The following is a 17,287-nucleotide window of genomic DNA, read 5'->3' as shown; positions in this document are numbered from 1 at the left end:
CCGTTCGCATCTTATCCTCTGCGACACCCCTAGCAGTTCGGAGACATCCATGCGCACCCTGCCCCTTCTCGCCCTTGGCGCCTCGCTGCTGGCCCTGCCCGCCGCCGCCGAAGACAAGATCAAGGTGGCGACGAGCTTCACCGTGATCGCCGACATGGTGGCCAATGTCGCGGGCGACGCGGCCGAGGTCGTGTCGATCACCAAGCCCGGCGCGGAGATCCACAACTACCAGCCCACGCCGCGCGACATCTTGGGCGTGCGCGACGCCGATCTGGTGCTGTGGAACGGGCTGAACCTCGAGCTGTGGTTCGAGCAGTTCCTCGACAACGCGGGCGACCGGCCCACCGCCGTGATCTCCGAAGGCATCGAGCCGATCTCGATTTCGGGGGGCGATTACGACGGCAAGCCCAACCCGCATGCGTGGATGAGCCCCGACAACGCCGCGATCTATGTCGACAACATCCGCGACGCGCTGAGCGAGGCCGACCCGGAGAACGCCGAGACCTATGCCGCGCACGCTGCAAGCTACAAGGAGGAGATCGCGGCGGTGATCGAGCCGCTGCGCGCCGAGATCGCACGGGTGCCCGAAGACAAGCGCTGGCTCGTGTCCTGCGAGGGGGCGTTCAGCTATCTCGCCCGCGACCTCGGGCTGAACGAGCTTTATCTGTGGCCGATCAACGCCGACGCCACCGGCACGCCGCAGCAGGTGCGAAAGGTAATCGACGGGGTGCGCGAGCACGAGATCCCGGCGGTGTTCTGCGAAAGCACCGTCAACACCGACCCGGCGAAGCAGGTCGCACGTGAAACAGGCGCGGCTTACGGTGGCGAGCTTTATGTCGATTCGCTCTCCGGGGCCGACGGCCCGGTGCCGAGCTATCTCGACCTTTTGCGCGTCACCACCGAGACCGTCGCGCGCGGCCTGAACGGGGTCGAATGATGGATGCGCGCGCCTTTCCCAAACATGCGCAAGGCGCGGGCGCAGGGCTCGCCGCCGATGGCGTGACCGTCTCCTACCGCAACGGCGTCACGGCGCTGCGCAACGCGAGCTTTTCGCTGCCCGTGGGCACGATCTCGGCGCTGGTCGGGGTCAACGGCGCGGGCAAATCGACGCTGTTCAAGGCGATCATGGGTTTCCTGCCGCTGTCGCGCGGCGCGATATCGATCCTTGGGCAGCCGGTGAAGCAGGCACTGAAATCCGGGCTGGTGGCCTATGTGCCGCAGGCCGAGGAGGTCGACTGGACCTTTCCGGTGTTGGTCGAAGACGTGGTGATGATGGGCCGCTACGGGCGCATGGGGTTCCTGCGCCGTCCGCGCGCGGCCGATCATGGCGCCGTCACGGCAGCGCTGGAGCGGGTCGGCATGAGCGATTTCCGGCACCGCCAGATCGGCGAGCTGTCGGGCGGGCAGCGCAAACGGGTGTTCCTCGCGCGTGCGCTGGCGCAGGACGGACGCGTGATCCTGCTCGACGAGCCATTCACAGGTGTCGACGTGCAGACCGAGGAGGCGATCATCCGCCTCCTTCGCGAATTGCGCGACGAGGGCCGGGTGATGCTGGTCTCGACCCACAACCTCGGTAGCGTGCCCGAGTTCTGCGACCGCACCGTGCTGGTGAAGGGCACCGTCCTTGCGCATGGGCCGACACGCGATGTGTTCACCCGCGACAACCTCGAACGCGCCTTCGGCGGTGTGCTGCGCCATTTCGTGCTGGGCGGCGCGGAGCTGCATCAGGACGAGGATGCGCGCAAGCTGCGCATCCTGTCGGATGACGAACGCCCGCTGGTCTTCTATGACGACCGCCAGCAGACCGGCGGCGAGAGCGGGGGCAGCGAATGATCGAGACGCTCGCCCTGCCCTTCACCTATGGCTACATGCTCAACGCGATGTGGGTCTCGGCCCTCGTTGGCGCGGTCTGCGCCTTTCTCTCGGCTTATCTGATGCTCAAGGGCTGGTCGCTGATTGGCGACGCGCTCTCGCACTCCATCGTGCCGGGCGTCGCGGGGGCCTACATGCTGGGCCTGCCCTTCGCGCTCGGCGCGTTCCTCTCGGGCGGGCTGGCGGCGGCCGCGATGCTGTTCCTGAACCAGCGCACCGGCCTCAAGGAGGACACCGTGATCGGCCTCATTTTCACCGGCTTCTTCGGGCTGGGACTGTTCATGGTCTCGGTCTCGCCCACCCCGGTGGACGTGCAGACCATCATCCTCGGCAACGTCCTCGCCATCACGCCCGAGGATACGCTGCAACTCGCCATCATCGGCGCGGTCTGCATGGCGGTGCTGCTTTTGAAGTGGAAGGACCTCATGGTCACCTTTTTCGACGAGACGCATGCGCGCTCCGTGGGCCTGCGTCCCGACCTGCTGCGCTTTGTCTTCTTCGTGCTGCTGTCGGCGGCCTGCGTCGCCGCCTTGCAGACCGTGGGCGCGTTTCTCGTCATCGCCATGGTGGTCACACCCGGCGCCACCGCCTACCTGCTCACCGACCGCTTTCCGCGCCTCATCGTCATCGCCGTGGCGCTCGGCAGCGTCACCAGCTTCGTCGGTGCCTACGTTTCATTCTTCCTCGACGGGGCGACGGGCGGCGTGATCATCAGCCTGCAAACCTTGATCTTCCTTCTCACCTTCGTCTTCGCGCCCAAGCATGGCTGGCTGGCGGCCCGGGCGCGTGCGAGGGCGGCGCTATGAACGAACTACTGCTGCCCTTCCAGCTCGACTTCATGCGCGACGCCTTCGTGATCGCGGGGCTGATCGCGGTGCCCTGCGCTCTCCTGTCGTGCTTTCTGGTGCTCAAGGGCTGGTCGCTGATGGGCGACGCGGTGAGCCACGCGGTGCTGCCCGGCGTGGTGCTGGCCTACGTCCTGAACATCCCGCTGCTGATCGGCGCCTTCGTCGCGGGCATGTCCTGCGCGCTGCTCACCGGCTTTCTTACCGATCACAGCCGGATCAAGCAGGACACGGTGATGGGCGTCGTGTTCTCCGGCATGTTCGGCATCGGCCTCGTGCTCTACACCTGGATCGAGAGCGAGGTACATCTCGACCACATCCTGTTCGGCAACATGCTGGGCATCGATGCTCAGGATCTCTGGACCGCCGGGATCGTCGGCGGAGTGGTCAGCCTCGCGCTGCTCGCCCGCTGGCGCGATCTCATGCTGCACGCCTTTGATGCGGCCCATGCCCGCGCCTTGGGACTTCCGGTCGCGCTGTTTCATTACGGGCTGCTGGCGCTCTTGTCGCTCACCATCGTCTCGACGCTTTCGGCGGTGGGCATCATCCTCGCCATCGGTCTCTTGATCGCGCCCGGCGCCATCGCGTTTCTGGTCACCCGACGCTTCGGCACGATGCTCATGGTCGCCGTGGCGGTGACGCTGGTGGCGGGTTGGGGCGGCGTCTATGCCAGCTTCTGGATCGACAGCGCGCCCGCGCCGACGATCATCCTCGGTCTCACGCTGATCTTCATCGCCGCCTTCATCTGGAAGTCGTTCACGATCCGCCGCGCCGAGACCGGGGGGGCTTCCCAGATGGCGTGAGAGCGATTAGATCGCGCGGATGCAGAATCCTCCCGATCTCCGTCCCGACCTCGCCCCCAAGGCGCGCTTCACCGATGTCGCCCGCCCCGGCCAGCCGACCATCGGCATGGTCTCGCTCGGCTGCCCCAAGGCGCTGGTCGACAGCGAGCGCATCCTGACCCGGCTCCGGGCCGAGGGCTATGCGATCAGCCCCGACTACGCCGGCGCGGACGCGGTGATCGTCAACACCTGCGGCTTTCTCGACAGCGCCAAGGCCGAGAGCCTCGATGCCATCGGCGAGGCGCTGAACGAGAACGGCAAGGTGATCGTCACCGGCTGCCTCGGGGCCGAACCCGACTACATCACCGGCGCGCATCCGAAGGTGCTCGCCGTCACCGGCCCGCATCAATACGAGCAGGTCCTCGATGCGGTGCATGGCGCGGTGCCGCCCTCGCCCGACCCCTTCGTCGACCTGCTGCCCGCACGCGGCATCTCGCTCACGCCGCGGCATTTCAGCTATCTGAAGATATCCGAGGGCTGCAACCACAAGTGCAAGTTCTGCATCATCCCCGACATGCGTGGACGGCTGCAGTCGCGTCCCGCCCATGCGGTGATGCGCGAGGCCGAAAAGCTCGTCGAAGCGGGCGTGCGCGAGCTTCTGGTGATCAGCCAGGACACTTCGGCCTACGGCCTCGATATCCGCCATGCCGAGGATCGCGGCCACCGCGCCCACATCACCGATCTGGCGCGCGACTTGGGCTCCTTGGGCGCATGGGTGCGGCTGCACTACGTCTACCCCTACCCGCATGTGCGCGACCTGATCCCGCTGATGGCCGATCCGGCCTCGGGGCTGCTGCCCTATCTCGACATCCCGTTCCAGCATGGTCATCCGGACGTGCTGAAACGCATGGCCCGTCCCGCAGCTTCGGCCCGGACCCTCGACGAAATCGCGGCATGGCGGTCGATGGCGCCCGACATCACCCTGCGCTCGACCTTCATCGTGGGTTATCCCGGCGAGACCGAGGCCGAGTTCGACTACATGCTCGACTGGCTCGACGAAGCGCAGCTCGACCGGGTCGGCTGCTTCAAATACGAGAATGTCGCCGGGGCGCGCTCCAACGACCTGCCCGATCACGTGCCCGAAGATGTCAAGCAGGAGCGCTGGGAGCGTTTCATGCAAAAGGCGCAGGCGATTTCCGAGGCCAAGCTGCAGGCCAAGGTCGGCCGGCACCTGCAGGTGATCGTCGACGAGGTCGACGAGGAGGCCGCGACCTGCCGCACCATGGCCGACGCGCCCGAGATCGACGGCAACCTCTTCATCGACGAGGGCCACGAGATCCTCAAGCCCGGCGACATGCTCACCGTCAAGGTCGACGAGGCGGGCGAATACGACCTCTGGGGTCGGATGGTGGGAAGTTGATTGAATGTGACGCGGGGAACGGTGTTGCCGCCTCGCGTCTGGCACTAGATGGTCTGAAAATGGCCGCTGGTCGGGATCATGTTGGGATGACATGTTCGATCAGGCGTTCGCGACGGAGACTCGAAGTTCAATGACTGACCTGCAGGCGCGCCCGCTCGATGACGCTCAGAGACGGCTGCATGCCGTTCTCAACAATGCCAGCGTCGCGATCTTCCTAATGGATGACCGGCAGCAATGCGTCTACATGAACCGTGCCGCCGAGATCCTGACCGGCTGGACCCTCGACGAGGTCGTGGAACTGGATCGGCCGCTACACGACATCATCCATCACACCTATCCTGACGGCACGCCGTTTCCGCTGCATGAATGCGCGATCGACCGTGCCTTTCCCGAGCACAACCAGACCCAAGGCGAAGAGGTCTTCGTTCATCGCGACGGGCATTTCTACCCCGTGGGCTTTACCGCCAGCCCGATCCGCGACGAGGAAAGCCAGACCATCGGCACCATCATCGAGGTGCGCGACATCTCCGCGGAGAAGCGGGCCGATGAGCGGCAGCGCCTGCTCGTCAACGAGCTGAACCATCGGGTCAAGAACACCCTCGCGACGGTGCAGTCGATCGCGTGGCAGACCTTCAAGGGCTCCGACGCCGAGACCTTCGAGCGGTTTTCAGGCCGCCTCACCACCCTGTCGCGCGCCCACAACGTGCTGACCGAAACCGCATGGGCGCGCGCGTCGCTGCGGGTCATCGCCGATGCGGTCGTCGATCAGGTGCCCGAGGGGCGGATGTCGGTGACGGGGCCGGATATCGATATCCACCCCAAGGCCGCCGTGAGCCTGTCGATGGCGCTGCACGAGCTGCTCGCCAATGCGCGCAGCTACGGTGCGCTGAGCCGCGAGGGCGGCGAGGTGGCACTGAGCTGGACCGCCACGCCTGCGCAGGACGACCGCACCGCCCTTGCCCTCGCATGGCGTGAGACCGGCGGTCCCGCCGTGGTCGAACCCAGCCGCAAGGGCTTTGGCCTGCGCCTGATCGAGCGCCAGGTGACGATGGAGTTCGGCGGCACCGCCAAGGTCGGGTTCGCGCCCGAAGGCCTGACCTGCCGGATCGAGATGCTGTTGCCGCAGCTCCCCGACCCCGTGGCGCTCGAACCCGGACGGGACTATGCGCATGGGTGAGGGCAGCCTTGATGGCGTGCGGGTGTTGCTGGTCGAGGATGAGAGCCTCGTTGCGATGCTGGGCGAGGACGTGCTGACAGAGGCCGGGTGCCGCGTTACCGTAGCGATGCGGCTCAGCGAAGCGCTGCATGCCGTCCAGCAAGCCGATCTCGACGTGGCGATCCTAGACGTCAATCTCGGCAACGAGACGAGCTATCCGGTGGCCGAGCAGCTGATCCAGCGCGAGATCCCCTTCGTCTTCGCCACTGGCTATGCGGCGGCGGGACTGGCGGGGGGCTACGCCGCGCATCGCTGTGTGCAAAAGCCCTACGACCCGACGCAGCTTCTCGCGGCGGCGCGGGCGGCCCTTGGCGACTGAGACGGTCTGACTGCCCCGGAACAGGGAAGACACACGGTCTGCGCGTCGTAGCTTGTCCACAGGTGCGGTCGACGTCCTCCCGACAGCGGCCCGTAAGTCACGACGGCGCTTCGGGGCTTTCGCCCGACAGCACCGGCCCGCCGACAGGAAAAAAGGGAACGCCGCGCGCTCCCCTTCCCCGTAACTTGCACGCTCCAAACCGACGGCGCGGCCCCGCGCGCCCCCTCTTGTGTCGTCAGCCCGCCATCTGCCGCGCGGCGTCGAGCACGCTGGGCTCTTCGTGATAAGGGCAGGCCACGCGGTGGCCGTCGCCCAGATCGAGCATCGGCGGCAGCCCATCGGCGCAATCGGGATGCGCCTTGGGGCAGCGGGTGCGGAACACGCAGCCCGAGGGCGGGCTCATCGGCGAGGGCAGCTCACCACCCAGCACCGGCCGCTTGCGCGCACGCTCCAGCACCGGGTCGGGGATCGGCACGGACGCGATGAGCGCTTGCGTGTAGGGATGCTCGGGGTTGGTGACGAGGGGCTTCGATTTCGCTACCTCCATCACCCGGCCCAGATACATCACCACGATCCGGTCCGAGACGTGCTTCACGACCGACAGGTCATGCGCGATGAAGATCATCGCCAGCCCCATGTCGCGCTGCAGTTCTTTCAGAAGGTTCACCACCTGCGCCTGCACCGACACGTCGAGCGCCGAGACCGGCTCGTCGCAGATCAGCAGCTTGGGGCGCAGGATCAGCGCGCGGGCGATGCCGATGCGCTGGCACTGCCCGCCCGAGAACTCGTGCGGGTAGCGGCTCACGAGGTTCGGCAGCAGCCCGACCCGCTCCATCAGCTCGGCCACCCGGCGGCGGACCTCCTTGCGAGGCGTCTTGGGCTCGTGCGTGACCAGCGGCTCGGCGATGATGTCGCCCACCGTCATGCGCGGGTTGAGCGCGGCCAGAGGGTCCTGGAACACCATCTGCACGTCCTTGCGGTGGACGCGGCGCTGGCGTTCGGACATCGAGGCGAGGTCCTGGCCCTCGAACTCGATCCGCCCGCCGGTCGAGGGGATGGTGCCGACGATGGCGCGCGCCAGCGTCGATTTGCCCGAGCCGCTCTCGCCCACCACGCCGAGGCTCTCGCCAGGCGCGAGGTCGAAGCTGATGCCGCCCACGGCGTGCAGCTTCTTCGACGGCGTCCAGGGCCAGGCGCCGCGCGGGCGGATGTCGAAGGCGACGCGCAGATCCTCGACCCGCAGGATCGGCGCGGCGCGCTTGCCGGTCCGGTCGGGCCGGCCAGCATTGCCGGCCTCCTTCGCAACGGGCGCGTCCTTGTGCGCCACCTCGGCCGGTGCGGGCGATGGCGGCGTCGCCACAGGCGTTGCGCTTGCCGGCGGCGCGGCGGGGATCGGGTCGCCCGCCTCGTCGCGGCCCGAGGCCTCGGCGAATTTGTCGTCCTTGGGATCGGTCATCACTTCACCTCCTCGACGGGGGCATGGCAGGCGCGGCGCAGCTCAGGGAAGCCTTCAGCGGGCAGAAGCTCGGGGCGCACCGTTGGGCACGGCCCATGCGCCCAGGCGCAGCGTGGTGTGAAGGGGCAGCCCTTGGGCAGGCGCGACATGTCGGGCGGCTCGCCCGCGATGGTCGAGAGCGTTTCGTCGTCGCGATCGATCCGCGGCACGGCGCGCAAGAGGCCCAGCGTGTAGGGATGGGTCGGCCGCTCGAACAGCTTGTCGGTCGGGCCGGTCTCCATGATCTGGCCGCCATACATCACCAGCGTACGTTCGCAGGTGTCCGCGACGATGCCGAGATCATGGGTGATCAGGATGATCGCCGTGCCGAACTCTGCCCGGATCTCGGCCATCAGCTCCATGATCTGCGCCTGCACGGTGACGTCGAGCGCGGTGGTCGGCTCGTCGGCGATCAGCAGGCGCGGCTGACACAACAGCGCCATGGCGATCATGATCCGCTGCCGCATGCCGCCCGAGAACTCGTGCGGGAACATGGTGATGCGGTTCCTGGCGTCGGGGATCTTCACCGCGTCGAGCATCTTCGTGGCCTCGGCCACCGCATCGCGCTTGGTCATGCCCTTGTGCAGCGTCAGCACCTCGGCCATCTGGTCCGAGATCCGCATGTAGGGGTTGAGCGAGGTCATCGGGTCCTGAAAGATCATGCCGATCTCTTCAGAACGCACCCGGTTCAGCTCCTTCTGTTTCAACTCCAGCAGGTTGCGCCCGTCATAGCGGATCTGCCCCGTGGCGCGGCCGTTGCGCGCCAGAAGCCCCATCGCGGCGAAGGCGGTCTGACTCTTGCCTGAGCCGCTTTCGCCGACGATGGCGAGGGTCTCGCCCTCCTCCACCGAGAAGCTGACCCCGTTGACGGCGTTCACCTCGCCGTCGCCGGTGGTGAAGGTGACGCGCAGGTCTTCGATGTCGAGCAGGGCCATCAGCGATCCTTGGGGTCGAGTGCATCACGCAGACCGTCGCCGACGAAGAAGAAGGCGAAAAGGGTGATGACGAAAAAGAAGAGCGGAAAGGCAAGCTGCCAGATCACGCCGTACTGCATGTTGCTGGCGCCGTTCGAGATCAGCGCGCCGAGCGAGGTGTTCGGCTCCTGAATCCCGAGGCCCAGAAAGCTGATGAAGCTTTCGGTGATGATCATCTGCGGCACGAGGAGCGTCGCGTAGACGATGACGAGCCCCAGAAGGTTCGGCACGATGTGGCGCAGGATGATCGTCATCGGCCGCACGCCGGTGGCGTGGGCGGCTTCGACGAACTCCTTGCCCTTGATGGTCAGGGTCTGGCCGCGCGCGATGCGCGACATGTCGAGCCACGAGATCAGGCCGATGCCGATGAACAGCATCAGGATCGAGCGGCCGAAGATCACCAGCATCAGGATCAGGACGAACATGTAGGGCACCGACATCAGGATATCGACCGTGCGCATCATCGCGCCGTCCGTGCGCCCGCCCTTGTAGCCTGCGATGGCGCCATAGAGCGTACCGACGATCACCGCGACGCCCGCGCCGACGATGCCGACGAGCAGCGAGATCCGGGTGCCCTGCACGGTGCGCGCATAGAGGTCGCGGCCCGAACTGTCGGTGCCGAAATAATGCCCCGTCTCGATCGAGGGCACGCCTTGCGATGCGTTGGAGCCGATCAGCGAGAAATCGACGTAATCGGGCTCGTACTGGGCGAGAAACCCGCCGAAGAAGGCGAAGATGCAGATCAGCACCAGCGCCACCAGCCCGGCTGTGGCCGCACGGTTGCGCATGAAGCGCTGGCGCGCGTCCTTCCACAAGGAGCGGCCCTTGACGTCGGCGGCGGCCTGCGCGGCGAGCAGGCGGTCGGCGGTGCCGGGATCAGGATTGAGCGACATGGGACCCCTCCTCAGTAGCGGATCTTCGGATCGATCCACGCATAGAGCAGGTCGACCACGAGGTTGAACGTGACAGTCAGCACACCGACGAGGATGGTGATCCCCATGATGACCGAGTAGTCGCGGTTGAAGGCGGAGTTGACGAAGAACTGTCCGATGCCGCCGGTCGAGAAGAAGACGTCGATGATGACCGAGCCGGTGATCATGCCGACGAAGGCGGGCCCGAGATAGCTCAGCACCGGCAGCATTGTCGGTTTCATCGCGTGCTTCCAGATGATCCGGCTGGTCGGCAGGCCCTTCGCGCGCGCCGTCCTGATGAAACCGGCATTGAGCACTTCGAGCATTGAGGAGCGGGTGATCCGCGCGATCGAGGCCATATAGGAGGTCGAGAGCGCGATCACCGGCAGGATGATGTATTCGATCTGCCCGCCCTGCCAGCCACCACCCGGCAACCAGCCAAGCCACAGCGTGAACACGAGCACGAGGATCGGCGCCATCACGAAGTTGGGCAGCACCTGCGCGCCGATCGAGATACCGACAGCGAGGTAGTCGAGCCACGAATTGTGCCGGATCGCGGCGGCGGCGCCCAGCGCCACGCCCACCACGAGGGCGACGATGAAGCTCCAGAACCCGTAGGTGAGCGTCACCGGAAAGCCTTGGGCGATCACATCGTTGACAGTGCGGTCGCGGTACTGGAACGACGGGCCGAAGTCGAAATGCACGACCACGTTCCAGATATAGGTCGTCATCTGCTTCCAATAGGGCTGATCGAGCCCGTAGCGCGCCTCGATGTTGGCCATCACCTGCGCGGGCAGCGGCCGCTCGGAATTGAAGGGGCCGCCGGGGGCGGCATACATCAGCACGAAGGAGATCACGACGAGCAGAAGGATCGTCGGGATCGCGATGGCGACGCGCCTGAGAACGTAATTCAGCATGGGGGATGATACCTCGTTTCCGCATCTGCGGAAATGGACCGCGCCGCGCATGAGCCAGGGGGCGCGGCGGTCTTTCGATCAGAAGTTACTCACCGGCGACGCGGTAGAGGTCCTTGGCGTACCAGTTGTCCTGCGCGTTCTCGAGCGGGTAGCCCTTGATGGTCTCGTCCATCATGAACACGGTGGCGTAGTGGTAGATCGGCAGGATCGGGAACTCCTGCGTGATGATCGTCTCCGCCTCGGTGTAGAGCGGCAACGGATCCTCGGAGGTCTTCGCCTCGGTCAGCAGCGAGTCGTACGTCTCGTTGTTGAAGCCTGAGTCGTTGTAGGACGAGTTCGTGTCCATGATGTCGAGGAAGGACGACGCCTCGTTGTAGTCGGCGCACCAGCCGGCACGCGCCACCTCGTAGTTCCTGTTGTGGCGCTCCTCGAGGAAGGTCTGCCACTCCATGTTGGCCATCGAGATGTCGACGCCGAGCGTCTGCTTCCACATCTGGCCGATCGCGGTCGCGACCTGCTTGTGCGACTCGGAGGTGTTGTAGAGCAGGTCGAGCGTCAGCGCCTCGCCATCAGTGCCATAGCCGGCCTCCGACATCAGCTCCTTGGCGCGCTCGTTGCGTTCCTGCTGGCTCATCTGCGCCGCCTCGGCCGAGGGAACCTCGAAGCCTGCGGTGGCCCAATGGGTCAGGGTGTAGGCCGGCTTCTGGCCACCGGCGACGACGTTCTCGACGATCACGTCACGATCGATGGCGAGGTAGAGCGCCTCGCGCACCTTCGGATCGGCCAGCGCTTCGGGGCCGCTCTCGGAGACGTTCAGGTTGTAGTAGTAGGTGCACAGGTTCGGCACCGAGATCGCCTGTTCGGGGTGCTCCTCCGCGAGACGCGGGAACTGGCCTGCGGGCACATCGGTCTGGTCGAACTCACCGGCGAGATAGCGGGTCAGCGCCTGGTTCTCGTCGTTGATGATCAGCGCCTTCACCTCTTCGATGATGACGTTCTCGGCGTCCCAGTATTCGGGGTTTTTGGCAAGGGTGATGTATTCCTGCGGAACGCGGTCCTCGAGCACATAGGCGCCGTTCGAGACCATGTTGCCGGGCTGGGTCCAGGCATCGCCATGCTCTTCGATGGCCGCCTGCGGCACCGGGAAGGTGGTGGTGTGCGTCACCATCTGCGGGAAGTAGGGCAGCGGCTGCGACAGCGTCACCTCGAAAGTGAGGTCATCCACGGCCTTCACCCCGAGCTCGGAGGGCTCCATGTCGCCCGCGATCACCTCGTCGACGTTGGCGATCTTCATCAGCCCCATGTACCATTGGTACTCGGACGCCGTCGCGGGATCGGCGGCGCGCTGCCACGAATAGACGAAGTCGTTCGCGGTGACCGGCTCGCCGTTCGACCACTTGGCGTCGTCGCGCAGGGTGAAGGTGTAGGTCAGCCCGTCCTCGGAGACTTCGTAGCCGGTCGCCACGCCGGGCACCACGTCGCCCTTCTCGTCCTGGTTCATCAGGCCTTCGAACAGCTGGCGGCCGATGGCCGAGCCCTCGACATCCTCGATGAGGTTGGGGTCGATCGAGGGAAACTCGTCGAGCACCCGGTAGGTGAAGCTCTGGTCGGTGGCGAGCTTTTCCCCGGTCTCGGGGTGCTCCATCATCGCGTGGCTCTCGGCATGCGCCGCGCCGCTCAGCGCGAAAAGCGCCGCGGTGCCGGCGAGAAGATGGGTCTTCAAGGTCATGTGGTCATCCCTGTCTGGAGGACGCGGGTCGGCCCGCGTCGGATGCAGCTCCGCCCTTTGCGGGCGTGGTTGTGGCACGATCCTTTTGCGATCGACCGTTATTTGCAAGACTTATCGCCGCATGACCACGCGACAGCGCGGCGGCCCCATTTCCCATGCGTCATCCGCGCCAAGCAACCTTATGGCAAAATCTGTTATGTATTCGCATGATTGATGTTGCGCAGACGCCATTGCACGACAACTTCACGTTTCAGTCCTGCCCCGGCGGGCCGAGAAACGTGATCATTCAGACGCGCGGGATTTTGCCGCCTCTCGCCCCGGACGCCCCACCGGGCTAGTTTTCGGACGGGAGGACCTATCCGATGACAACCGATCCGAACGATCCCGCGCTGGGACTCGGGGCCCGCGACGGCTTGCCGGACGCGCTGCGCGTGCTGCTCGACGACTTTCCCCGGGCGGGCTGGCAGGCTGATCCGAATTTCGACGGGTTGGTGCGATTCTGGCTCTCCAAGCATCTTTCGTTCCGCGAGATGCTGGCGATCCTGACGCGCGAAACCCAAGCTGCCGCCGACGGCGCCGATCCGGCGCACTTTGCCGCCGCGCTGTCGCGGATCGGTGGGCGGCTCGTGGGCGAGTTGCACGGCCATCACGGCATCGAGGACGCGCATTACTTTCCCCGCCTGTCGGCGATGGAGCCCCGGCTGGAGGCGGGCTTCGCGCTGCTCGACGGCGATCACCACGCGCTCGACGCGCATCTGGCGGATTTCGTCGAAGCCGCGAACGCGCTGATCGGCATCGCCGACGCCCCCGCCGAAATGCGCGGCGAGGCGGCGCGCTTCGCCGCGCGGCTCGAAGGTTTCGAGCGCTTTCTCGACCGGCATCTCGTCGACGAGGAGGAACTGGTGGTGCCGGTGCTGCTGCATCACGGCACGGGGGCCTTGGGATGACGGGGGCCAAAGGATGATCGACCGGCTGGAGATGTTTCTCGCGCTGGCCAAGGCTGAACATTTCGGCCGCGCCGCCGAGGCGATGGGGGTCACGCAACCGACGCTTTCGGCGGCGATCCGGCAGCTCGAAGATCAACTCGGCGTGATGCTGGTGCGGCGTGGATCGCGGTTTCAGGGGCTGACGCCGGAGGGCGAGCGCGTGCGCGACTGGGCACGGCGGATCTCGGGCGACGTGCGCGGCATGAAGGAGGAACTGCGCGCCGCGCGCGAGGGTCTGACCGGCGTGCTGCGGCTCGCGGTGGTCCCGACCGCGCTAGGCGCGGTGACACAGCTCACCTCGCGCTTTGCCGCGGCGCATCCGAACCTGCGGTTCTCGGTCCGCTCGACCACCACGACGCAGCTTCTGGCGGCGATCGAGGATCACGAGGTCGATGCCGGGATCGGCTATCTCGACAACGAACCCATGGGCCGGGTCGTCACCGTGCCGCTCTATACCGAACGCTATGTCGCGGTCATGCGGGCCGATTGCGGGCTGGCCACGCATGAACGGCTGCGCTGGGCCGATCTGGGCGGGACGGATCTGTGCCTGCTCACCCCCGACATGCAGAACCGCCGGATCATCGCGGGGCATCTCGCCGGGGCGGGCATCGAAGTGGCACCCCGGGTCGAGACCAACTCGACCATCGTGCTGATCTCCCACGTGCTGAACTCGGGCTGGGTCACGATTCTGCCGGAGCGCGCGGCGGCGATCTTCCTGCAGGGCCAGCCACTGGTCGCCCGCCCCGTCACCGATCCCGACGCCGCGCACGGGATCGGGCTGATCGCGCCATGGCGCGAGCCGCACACGCCGCTGCTCTCGGCGCTTCTCTCCGAGGCGCGGCGCTTCGACCGGGCTTGATAGGGTTTCTCTATCGCGGCACGAAACCGCGATATTGATATTGCATGTGGGCATGCCGTTGTATGCGCGGAAGACTCGAGGAGGAGCCAGCCGATGCCGACACCGCCAGCCCCCGCCGATCTGGAGGGCCGCCTTGGTGCGATCCTTGCGGATCACGCGACCTTCGAAGGACCGCTGCTGCCGATTTTGCACGCCGTGCAGGCCGAATGGGGCTATGTCCCGCCAGAGGCGCTGCCGATCATTGCCGAAGGGCTGAACATCAGCCGCGCCGAAGTGCATGGCGTGGTCAGCTTCTATCATGATTTCCGCGAGGAGCCCGCAGGCCGCCACATGCTCAAGATCTGCCGTGCCGAAGCCTGTCAGGCCCGTGGTGGCCAGGGCATCGAAGCGGCCGCCAAGGCGCGGCTCGGCGTCGATTGGCACGGCACGAGCTCGAAGGGCGGCGTCACGCTCGAGCCGGTCTATTGCCTCGGGCTTTGCGCCAACGGCCCGGCGATGATGCTCGACGGCCGCGTTGTGGCGCGGGTCGACGAGGCGCGGCTGAAATCGCTGCTCGAAGAGGTGGACGCATGAGCAAGTTGAAGATCTATGTCCCCCGCGACGCCGCCGCCCTCGCCGTCGATGCCGAGAAGGTGGCGGAGGCGGTGATGGCCGAGGCGAAGATCCGCGAGATCGAGGTCGAGCTGGTCCGCAACGGCTCGCGCGGGATGCTCTGGCTGGAACCGATGGTCGAGATCGAGCGCGACGGTGTCCGCCATGCCTTCGGCCCTGTCACGCCGCATGACGTCCGCGCGCTGTTCGACGCCGATTGGGGCAGCCACGCCCTCGCTCTCGGCCCGACCGAAGAGATCGAATGGATGAAGCGGCAGACCCGCCTCACCTTCGCCCGCGTCGGCGTCATCGACCCGCTCTCGCTCGATGCCTACGAAGCGCATGGCGGCCTCAAGGGCCTGCGCCGCGCGCTGGAGATGACCGGCGCGGCGATGATCGACGAGATGAAGGAATCGGGCTTGCGCGGCCGTGGCGGCGCGGGCTTCCCGACCGGCATCAAGTGGGACACAGTGCGTCTGGCCGAGGCGAACCAGAAATACATTGTCGCCAATGCCGATGAGGGCGATTCGGGCACCTTTGCCGACCGGATGCTGATGGAAGGCGATCCGTTCAGCCTTATCGAGGGCATGGCCATCGCGGGCATCTGCGTCGGCGCGACCCGTGGCTACATCTACCTGCGCTCGGAATATCCCGAGGCGATCCACACCATGAACGAGGCGATCCGCATCGCTCGGGCGCGCGGCGTGCTCGGGGCTTCGGTGCTGGGCTCGGCTTTCGCCTATGACATGGAGGTCCGCGTCGGCGCTGGCGCCTATGTCTGCGGCGAGGAGACCTCGCTTCTGAACAGTCTCGAAGGCAAGCGCGGCGTCGTGCGCGCAAAGCCCCCCCTGCCGGCGCTCGAAGGCTTCCTCGGCAAGCCGACGGTGGTGAACAACATCATCTCTCTGGGCACCGTGCCGGTGATCTTCGAGAAAGGTGCCGCGCATTACCGTGACTTCGGTCTGGGACGCTCGCGCGGCACCATCCCGATCCAGATCGCCGGCAACGTGAAGTTCGGCGGCCTGTTCGAGACCGCCTTCGGCACGAGCTTGGGCGCGCTGGTCGACGAGATCGGCGGCGGCACGGAGACGGGCCGCCCGGTCAAGGCGGTGCAGGTCGGCGGGCCGCTCGGGGCCTATTTCCCGCGCTCCAAATTCGACACGCCCTTCGGCTACGAGGAGTTCGACGGCGAGGGTGGCCTTATCGGCCATGCGGGCGTGGTGGTGTTCGACGACACCGCCGACATGCTCGGCATGGCGCGCTTCGCGATGGAGTTTTGCGCGGTCGAGAGCTGCGGCAAATGCACGCCGTGCCGGATCGGCGCGGTGCGCGGCGTCGAGACGGTCGACCGCATCGCGCGCGGAGACACGAGCGCGATCCCGCTGCTGACGGATCTTTGCGATACCATGAAGGACAGCTCGCTCTGCGCGCTGGGGGGCTTCACCCCCTACCCGGTGATGTCGGCGCTCACGCATTTCCCCGATGATTTCCATGCCAATGCCAAGGAGGCAGCGGAATGAAGGACTTTCTGATCCCCTTCGACGGTCCCGGCGGCACCGGTCTCAAGGACGACACCGACATGGGCACGCCCGCGTCGATCTCGGCCAGGACAGTGACGCTGAGCATCGACGGCTTTGAGGTGACGGTGCCCGAGGCACGAGCGTCATGCGCGCCAGCGCCGAGCTGGGCATCCAGGTGCCCAAGCTCTGCGCCACCGACAACATGGCGGCCTTTGGCTCGTGCCGCCTCTGCGTGGTCGAGATCGAGGGCCGTCGTGGCACCCCCGCCTCCTGCACCACCCCGGTGGCCGAGGGCATGGTGGTCCACACCCAGACCTCCAAGATCAAGAAGCTCCGCAAGGGCGTGATGGAGCTCTATATCTCCGACCACCCGCTCGACTGCCTGACCTGCGGCGCCAACGGCGATTGCGAGCTTCAGGACATGGCGGGGGCCGTGGGCCTGCGCGACGTGCGCTACAAGCCGGGCGACAACCACTACGATCCCTCGGGCACCGGCGCGCGGTCCCAGGCCGAGGCGCGACTGCGCGAACCGGTGGGCATCAACAACCCGCAGTTCCTGCCCAAGGATGACAGCAACCCCTACTTCACCTACGATCCCTCGAAATGCATCGTCTGCTCGCGCTGTGTGCGGGCCTGCGACGAGGTGCAGGGCACCTTTGCGCTGACCATCGAGGGCCGCGGCTTCGACAGCCGCGTGTCCGCGGGCACCAAGCTCGACGATTTCATGACCTCGGACTGCGTATCCTGCGGCGCTGCGTGCAGGCCTGCCCCGACCGCGACGCTTCAGGAAAAATCGGTGATCGAGATCGGATACGCCCGAGCGCGCTCGGTCGTCACCACCTGCGCCTATT

Annotated in this window: 16 protein-coding genes and 1 pseudogene; 12 read left to right on the top strand and 5 right to left on the bottom strand. The window is 66.4% G+C overall.

Annotated elements, in window-relative coordinates:
* The first annotated feature begins 49 nt into the window (after positions 1–49).
* From MBELCI_RS01860 to MBELCI_RS01830, 7 genes are all read left to right on the top strand, one after another.
* Entirely contained in the window at positions 50–937 is an 888-nt protein-coding gene (locus MBELCI_RS01860) for a metal ABC transporter substrate-binding protein (protein ID WP_021692439.1), read from the top strand.
* The gene (locus tag MBELCI_RS01855; RefSeq protein ID WP_021692438.1) at positions 937–1,833 is read left to right on the top strand and encodes a manganese/iron ABC transporter ATP-binding protein; all 897 of its coding nucleotides are present in this window, start codon (positions 937–939) and stop codon (positions 1,831–1,833) included. Before MBELCI_RS01860 ends, MBELCI_RS01855 begins: the two co-directional genes overlap by 1 nt.
* The gene (locus MBELCI_RS01850) at positions 1,830–2,678 is read left to right on the top strand and encodes a metal ABC transporter permease (RefSeq protein WP_021692437.1); all 849 of its coding nucleotides are present in this window, start codon (positions 1,830–1,832) and stop codon (positions 2,676–2,678) included. Before MBELCI_RS01855 ends, MBELCI_RS01850 begins: the two co-directional genes overlap by 4 nt.
* Positions 2,675–3,520, top strand: coding sequence for a metal ABC transporter permease (locus MBELCI_RS01845; RefSeq protein WP_021692436.1), 846 nt, complete (start codon positions 2,675–2,677; stop codon positions 3,518–3,520). The genes MBELCI_RS01850 and MBELCI_RS01845 overlap by 4 nt, the downstream gene beginning before the upstream one ends.
* Positions 3,521–3,539: 19 nt before the next feature.
* A complete protein-coding gene (gene rimO, locus MBELCI_RS01840; protein ID WP_021692435.1) occupies positions 3,540–4,919 on the top strand; it encodes a 30S ribosomal protein S12 methylthiotransferase RimO in 1,380 nt (459 codons plus the stop codon).
* Between the two features lie 130 nt (positions 4,920–5,049).
* A complete protein-coding gene (locus MBELCI_RS01835; protein WP_021692433.1) occupies positions 5,050–6,096 on the top strand; it encodes a sensor histidine kinase in 1,047 nt (348 codons plus the stop codon).
* The gene (locus MBELCI_RS01830) at positions 6,089–6,454 is read left to right on the top strand and encodes a response regulator (RefSeq protein ID WP_021692432.1); all 366 of its coding nucleotides are present in this window, start codon (positions 6,089–6,091) and stop codon (positions 6,452–6,454) included. Before MBELCI_RS01835 ends, MBELCI_RS01830 begins: the two co-directional genes overlap by 8 nt.
* A gap of 235 nt (positions 6,455–6,689) precedes the next feature.
* Here the strand turns inward: MBELCI_RS01830 and MBELCI_RS01825 are convergent, their stop codons facing one another.
* The 5 genes from MBELCI_RS01825 to MBELCI_RS01805 form a co-directional block, all read right to left on the bottom strand.
* Positions 6,690–7,910 (bottom strand): oligopeptide/dipeptide ABC transporter ATP-binding protein, encoded by a 1,221-nt coding sequence (locus MBELCI_RS01825; protein ID WP_235047551.1) that lies wholly within the window; start codon positions 7,908–7,910, stop codon positions 6,690–6,692.
* Positions 7,910–8,884 (bottom strand): oligopeptide/dipeptide ABC transporter ATP-binding protein, encoded by a 975-nt coding sequence (locus tag MBELCI_RS01820; RefSeq protein ID WP_021692430.1) that lies wholly within the window; start codon positions 8,882–8,884, stop codon positions 7,910–7,912. Before MBELCI_RS01820 ends, MBELCI_RS01825 begins: the two co-directional genes overlap by 1 nt.
* The gene (locus MBELCI_RS01815) at positions 8,884–9,816 is read right to left on the bottom strand and encodes an ABC transporter permease subunit (protein WP_021692429.1); all 933 of its coding nucleotides are present in this window, start codon (positions 9,814–9,816) and stop codon (positions 8,884–8,886) included. The genes MBELCI_RS01820 and MBELCI_RS01815 overlap by 1 nt, the downstream gene beginning before the upstream one ends.
* Before the next feature lie 11 nt (positions 9,817–9,827).
* Positions 9,828–10,751 carry an oligopeptide ABC transporter permease OppB gene (oppB, locus tag MBELCI_RS01810; protein ID WP_021692428.1) on the bottom strand — a complete coding sequence of 308 codons (924 nt, stop codon included), beginning with the start codon at positions 10,749–10,751 and terminating at the stop codon, positions 9,828–9,830.
* Positions 10,752–10,836: 85 nt separating this feature from the next.
* Positions 10,837–12,480: a peptide ABC transporter substrate-binding protein gene (locus MBELCI_RS01805; RefSeq protein WP_021692427.1), complete on the bottom strand. Its 1,644-nt coding sequence runs from the start codon at positions 12,478–12,480 to the stop codon at positions 10,837–10,839.
* 362 nt (positions 12,481–12,842) lie between these two features.
* Here MBELCI_RS01805 and MBELCI_RS01800 point away from each other — a divergent pair, with 362 nt between their 5' ends.
* The 5 genes and pseudogenes from MBELCI_RS01800 to MBELCI_RS01780 form a co-directional block, all read left to right on the top strand.
* Complete coding sequence (locus MBELCI_RS01800; protein WP_021692425.1) at positions 12,843–13,427, top strand: hemerythrin domain-containing protein; 585 nt, start codon at positions 12,843–12,845, stop codon at positions 13,425–13,427.
* A gap of 13 nt (positions 13,428–13,440) precedes the next feature.
* The gene (locus tag MBELCI_RS01795) at positions 13,441–14,325 is read left to right on the top strand and encodes a LysR family transcriptional regulator (RefSeq protein WP_021692424.1); all 885 of its coding nucleotides are present in this window, start codon (positions 13,441–13,443) and stop codon (positions 14,323–14,325) included.
* A 93-nt stretch (positions 14,326–14,418) separates the two neighbouring features.
* On the top strand, positions 14,419–14,898 hold the full coding sequence (locus MBELCI_RS01790; protein ID WP_021692423.1) for a formate dehydrogenase subunit gamma: 480 nt from the start codon (positions 14,419–14,421) through the stop codon (positions 14,896–14,898).
* A 5-nt stretch (positions 14,899–14,903) separates the two neighbouring features.
* Entirely contained in the window at positions 14,904–16,436 is a 1,533-nt protein-coding gene (locus tag MBELCI_RS01785; RefSeq protein ID WP_045319592.1) for a formate dehydrogenase beta subunit, read from the top strand.
* Positions 16,433–17,287, top strand: a pseudogene (locus tag MBELCI_RS01780) (2Fe-2S iron-sulfur cluster-binding protein); the annotation flags it as partial. The gene MBELCI_RS01785 and the pseudogene MBELCI_RS01780, both read left to right, overlap by 4 nt.

The organism is Limimaricola cinnabarinus LL-001 (assembly GCF_000466965.1).
Classification (GTDB): Bacteria; Pseudomonadota; Alphaproteobacteria; order Rhodobacterales; family Rhodobacteraceae; genus Limimaricola; species Limimaricola cinnabarinus.
Note: the sequence above shows the minus strand (reverse complement) of the source record. Positions and strands in the feature narration are given on the sequence as shown.

Coding starts and splice junctions, on each gene's coding strand:
- MBELCI_RS01800 (WP_021692425.1), top strand. CDS start 12,843: ATGACAACCGATCCGAACGATCCCGCGCTGGGACTCGGGGCCCGCGAC.
- MBELCI_RS01815 (WP_021692429.1), bottom strand. CDS start 9,816: ATGTCGCTCAATCCTGATCCCGGCACCGCCGACCGCCTGCTCGCCGCG.
- MBELCI_RS01860 (WP_021692439.1), top strand. CDS start 50: ATGCGCACCCTGCCCCTTCTCGCCCTTGGCGCCTCGCTGCTGGCCCTG.
- MBELCI_RS01825 (WP_235047551.1), bottom strand. CDS start 7,910: ATGACCGATCCCAAGGACGACAAATTCGCCGAGGCCTCGGGCCGCGAC.
- MBELCI_RS01805 (WP_021692427.1), bottom strand. CDS start 12,480: ATGACCTTGAAGACCCATCTTCTCGCCGGCACCGCGGCGCTTTTCGCG.
- rimO (WP_021692435.1), top strand. CDS start 3,540: ATGCAGAATCCTCCCGATCTCCGTCCCGACCTCGCCCCCAAGGCGCGC.
- MBELCI_RS01855 (WP_021692438.1), top strand. CDS start 937: ATGGATGCGCGCGCCTTTCCCAAACATGCGCAAGGCGCGGGCGCAGGG.
- MBELCI_RS01820 (WP_021692430.1), bottom strand. CDS start 8,884: ATGGCCCTGCTCGACATCGAAGACCTGCGCGTCACCTTCACCACCGGC.
- MBELCI_RS01830 (WP_021692432.1), top strand. CDS start 6,089: ATGGGTGAGGGCAGCCTTGATGGCGTGCGGGTGTTGCTGGTCGAGGAT.
- MBELCI_RS01795 (WP_021692424.1), top strand. CDS start 13,441: ATGATCGACCGGCTGGAGATGTTTCTCGCGCTGGCCAAGGCTGAACAT.
- MBELCI_RS01790 (WP_021692423.1), top strand. CDS start 14,419: ATGCCGACACCGCCAGCCCCCGCCGATCTGGAGGGCCGCCTTGGTGCG.
- oppB (WP_021692428.1), bottom strand. CDS start 10,751: ATGCTGAATTACGTTCTCAGGCGCGTCGCCATCGCGATCCCGACGATC.
- MBELCI_RS01845 (WP_021692436.1), top strand. CDS start 2,675: ATGAACGAACTACTGCTGCCCTTCCAGCTCGACTTCATGCGCGACGCC.
- MBELCI_RS01835 (WP_021692433.1), top strand. CDS start 5,050: ATGACTGACCTGCAGGCGCGCCCGCTCGATGACGCTCAGAGACGGCTG.
- MBELCI_RS01850 (WP_021692437.1), top strand. CDS start 1,830: ATGATCGAGACGCTCGCCCTGCCCTTCACCTATGGCTACATGCTCAAC.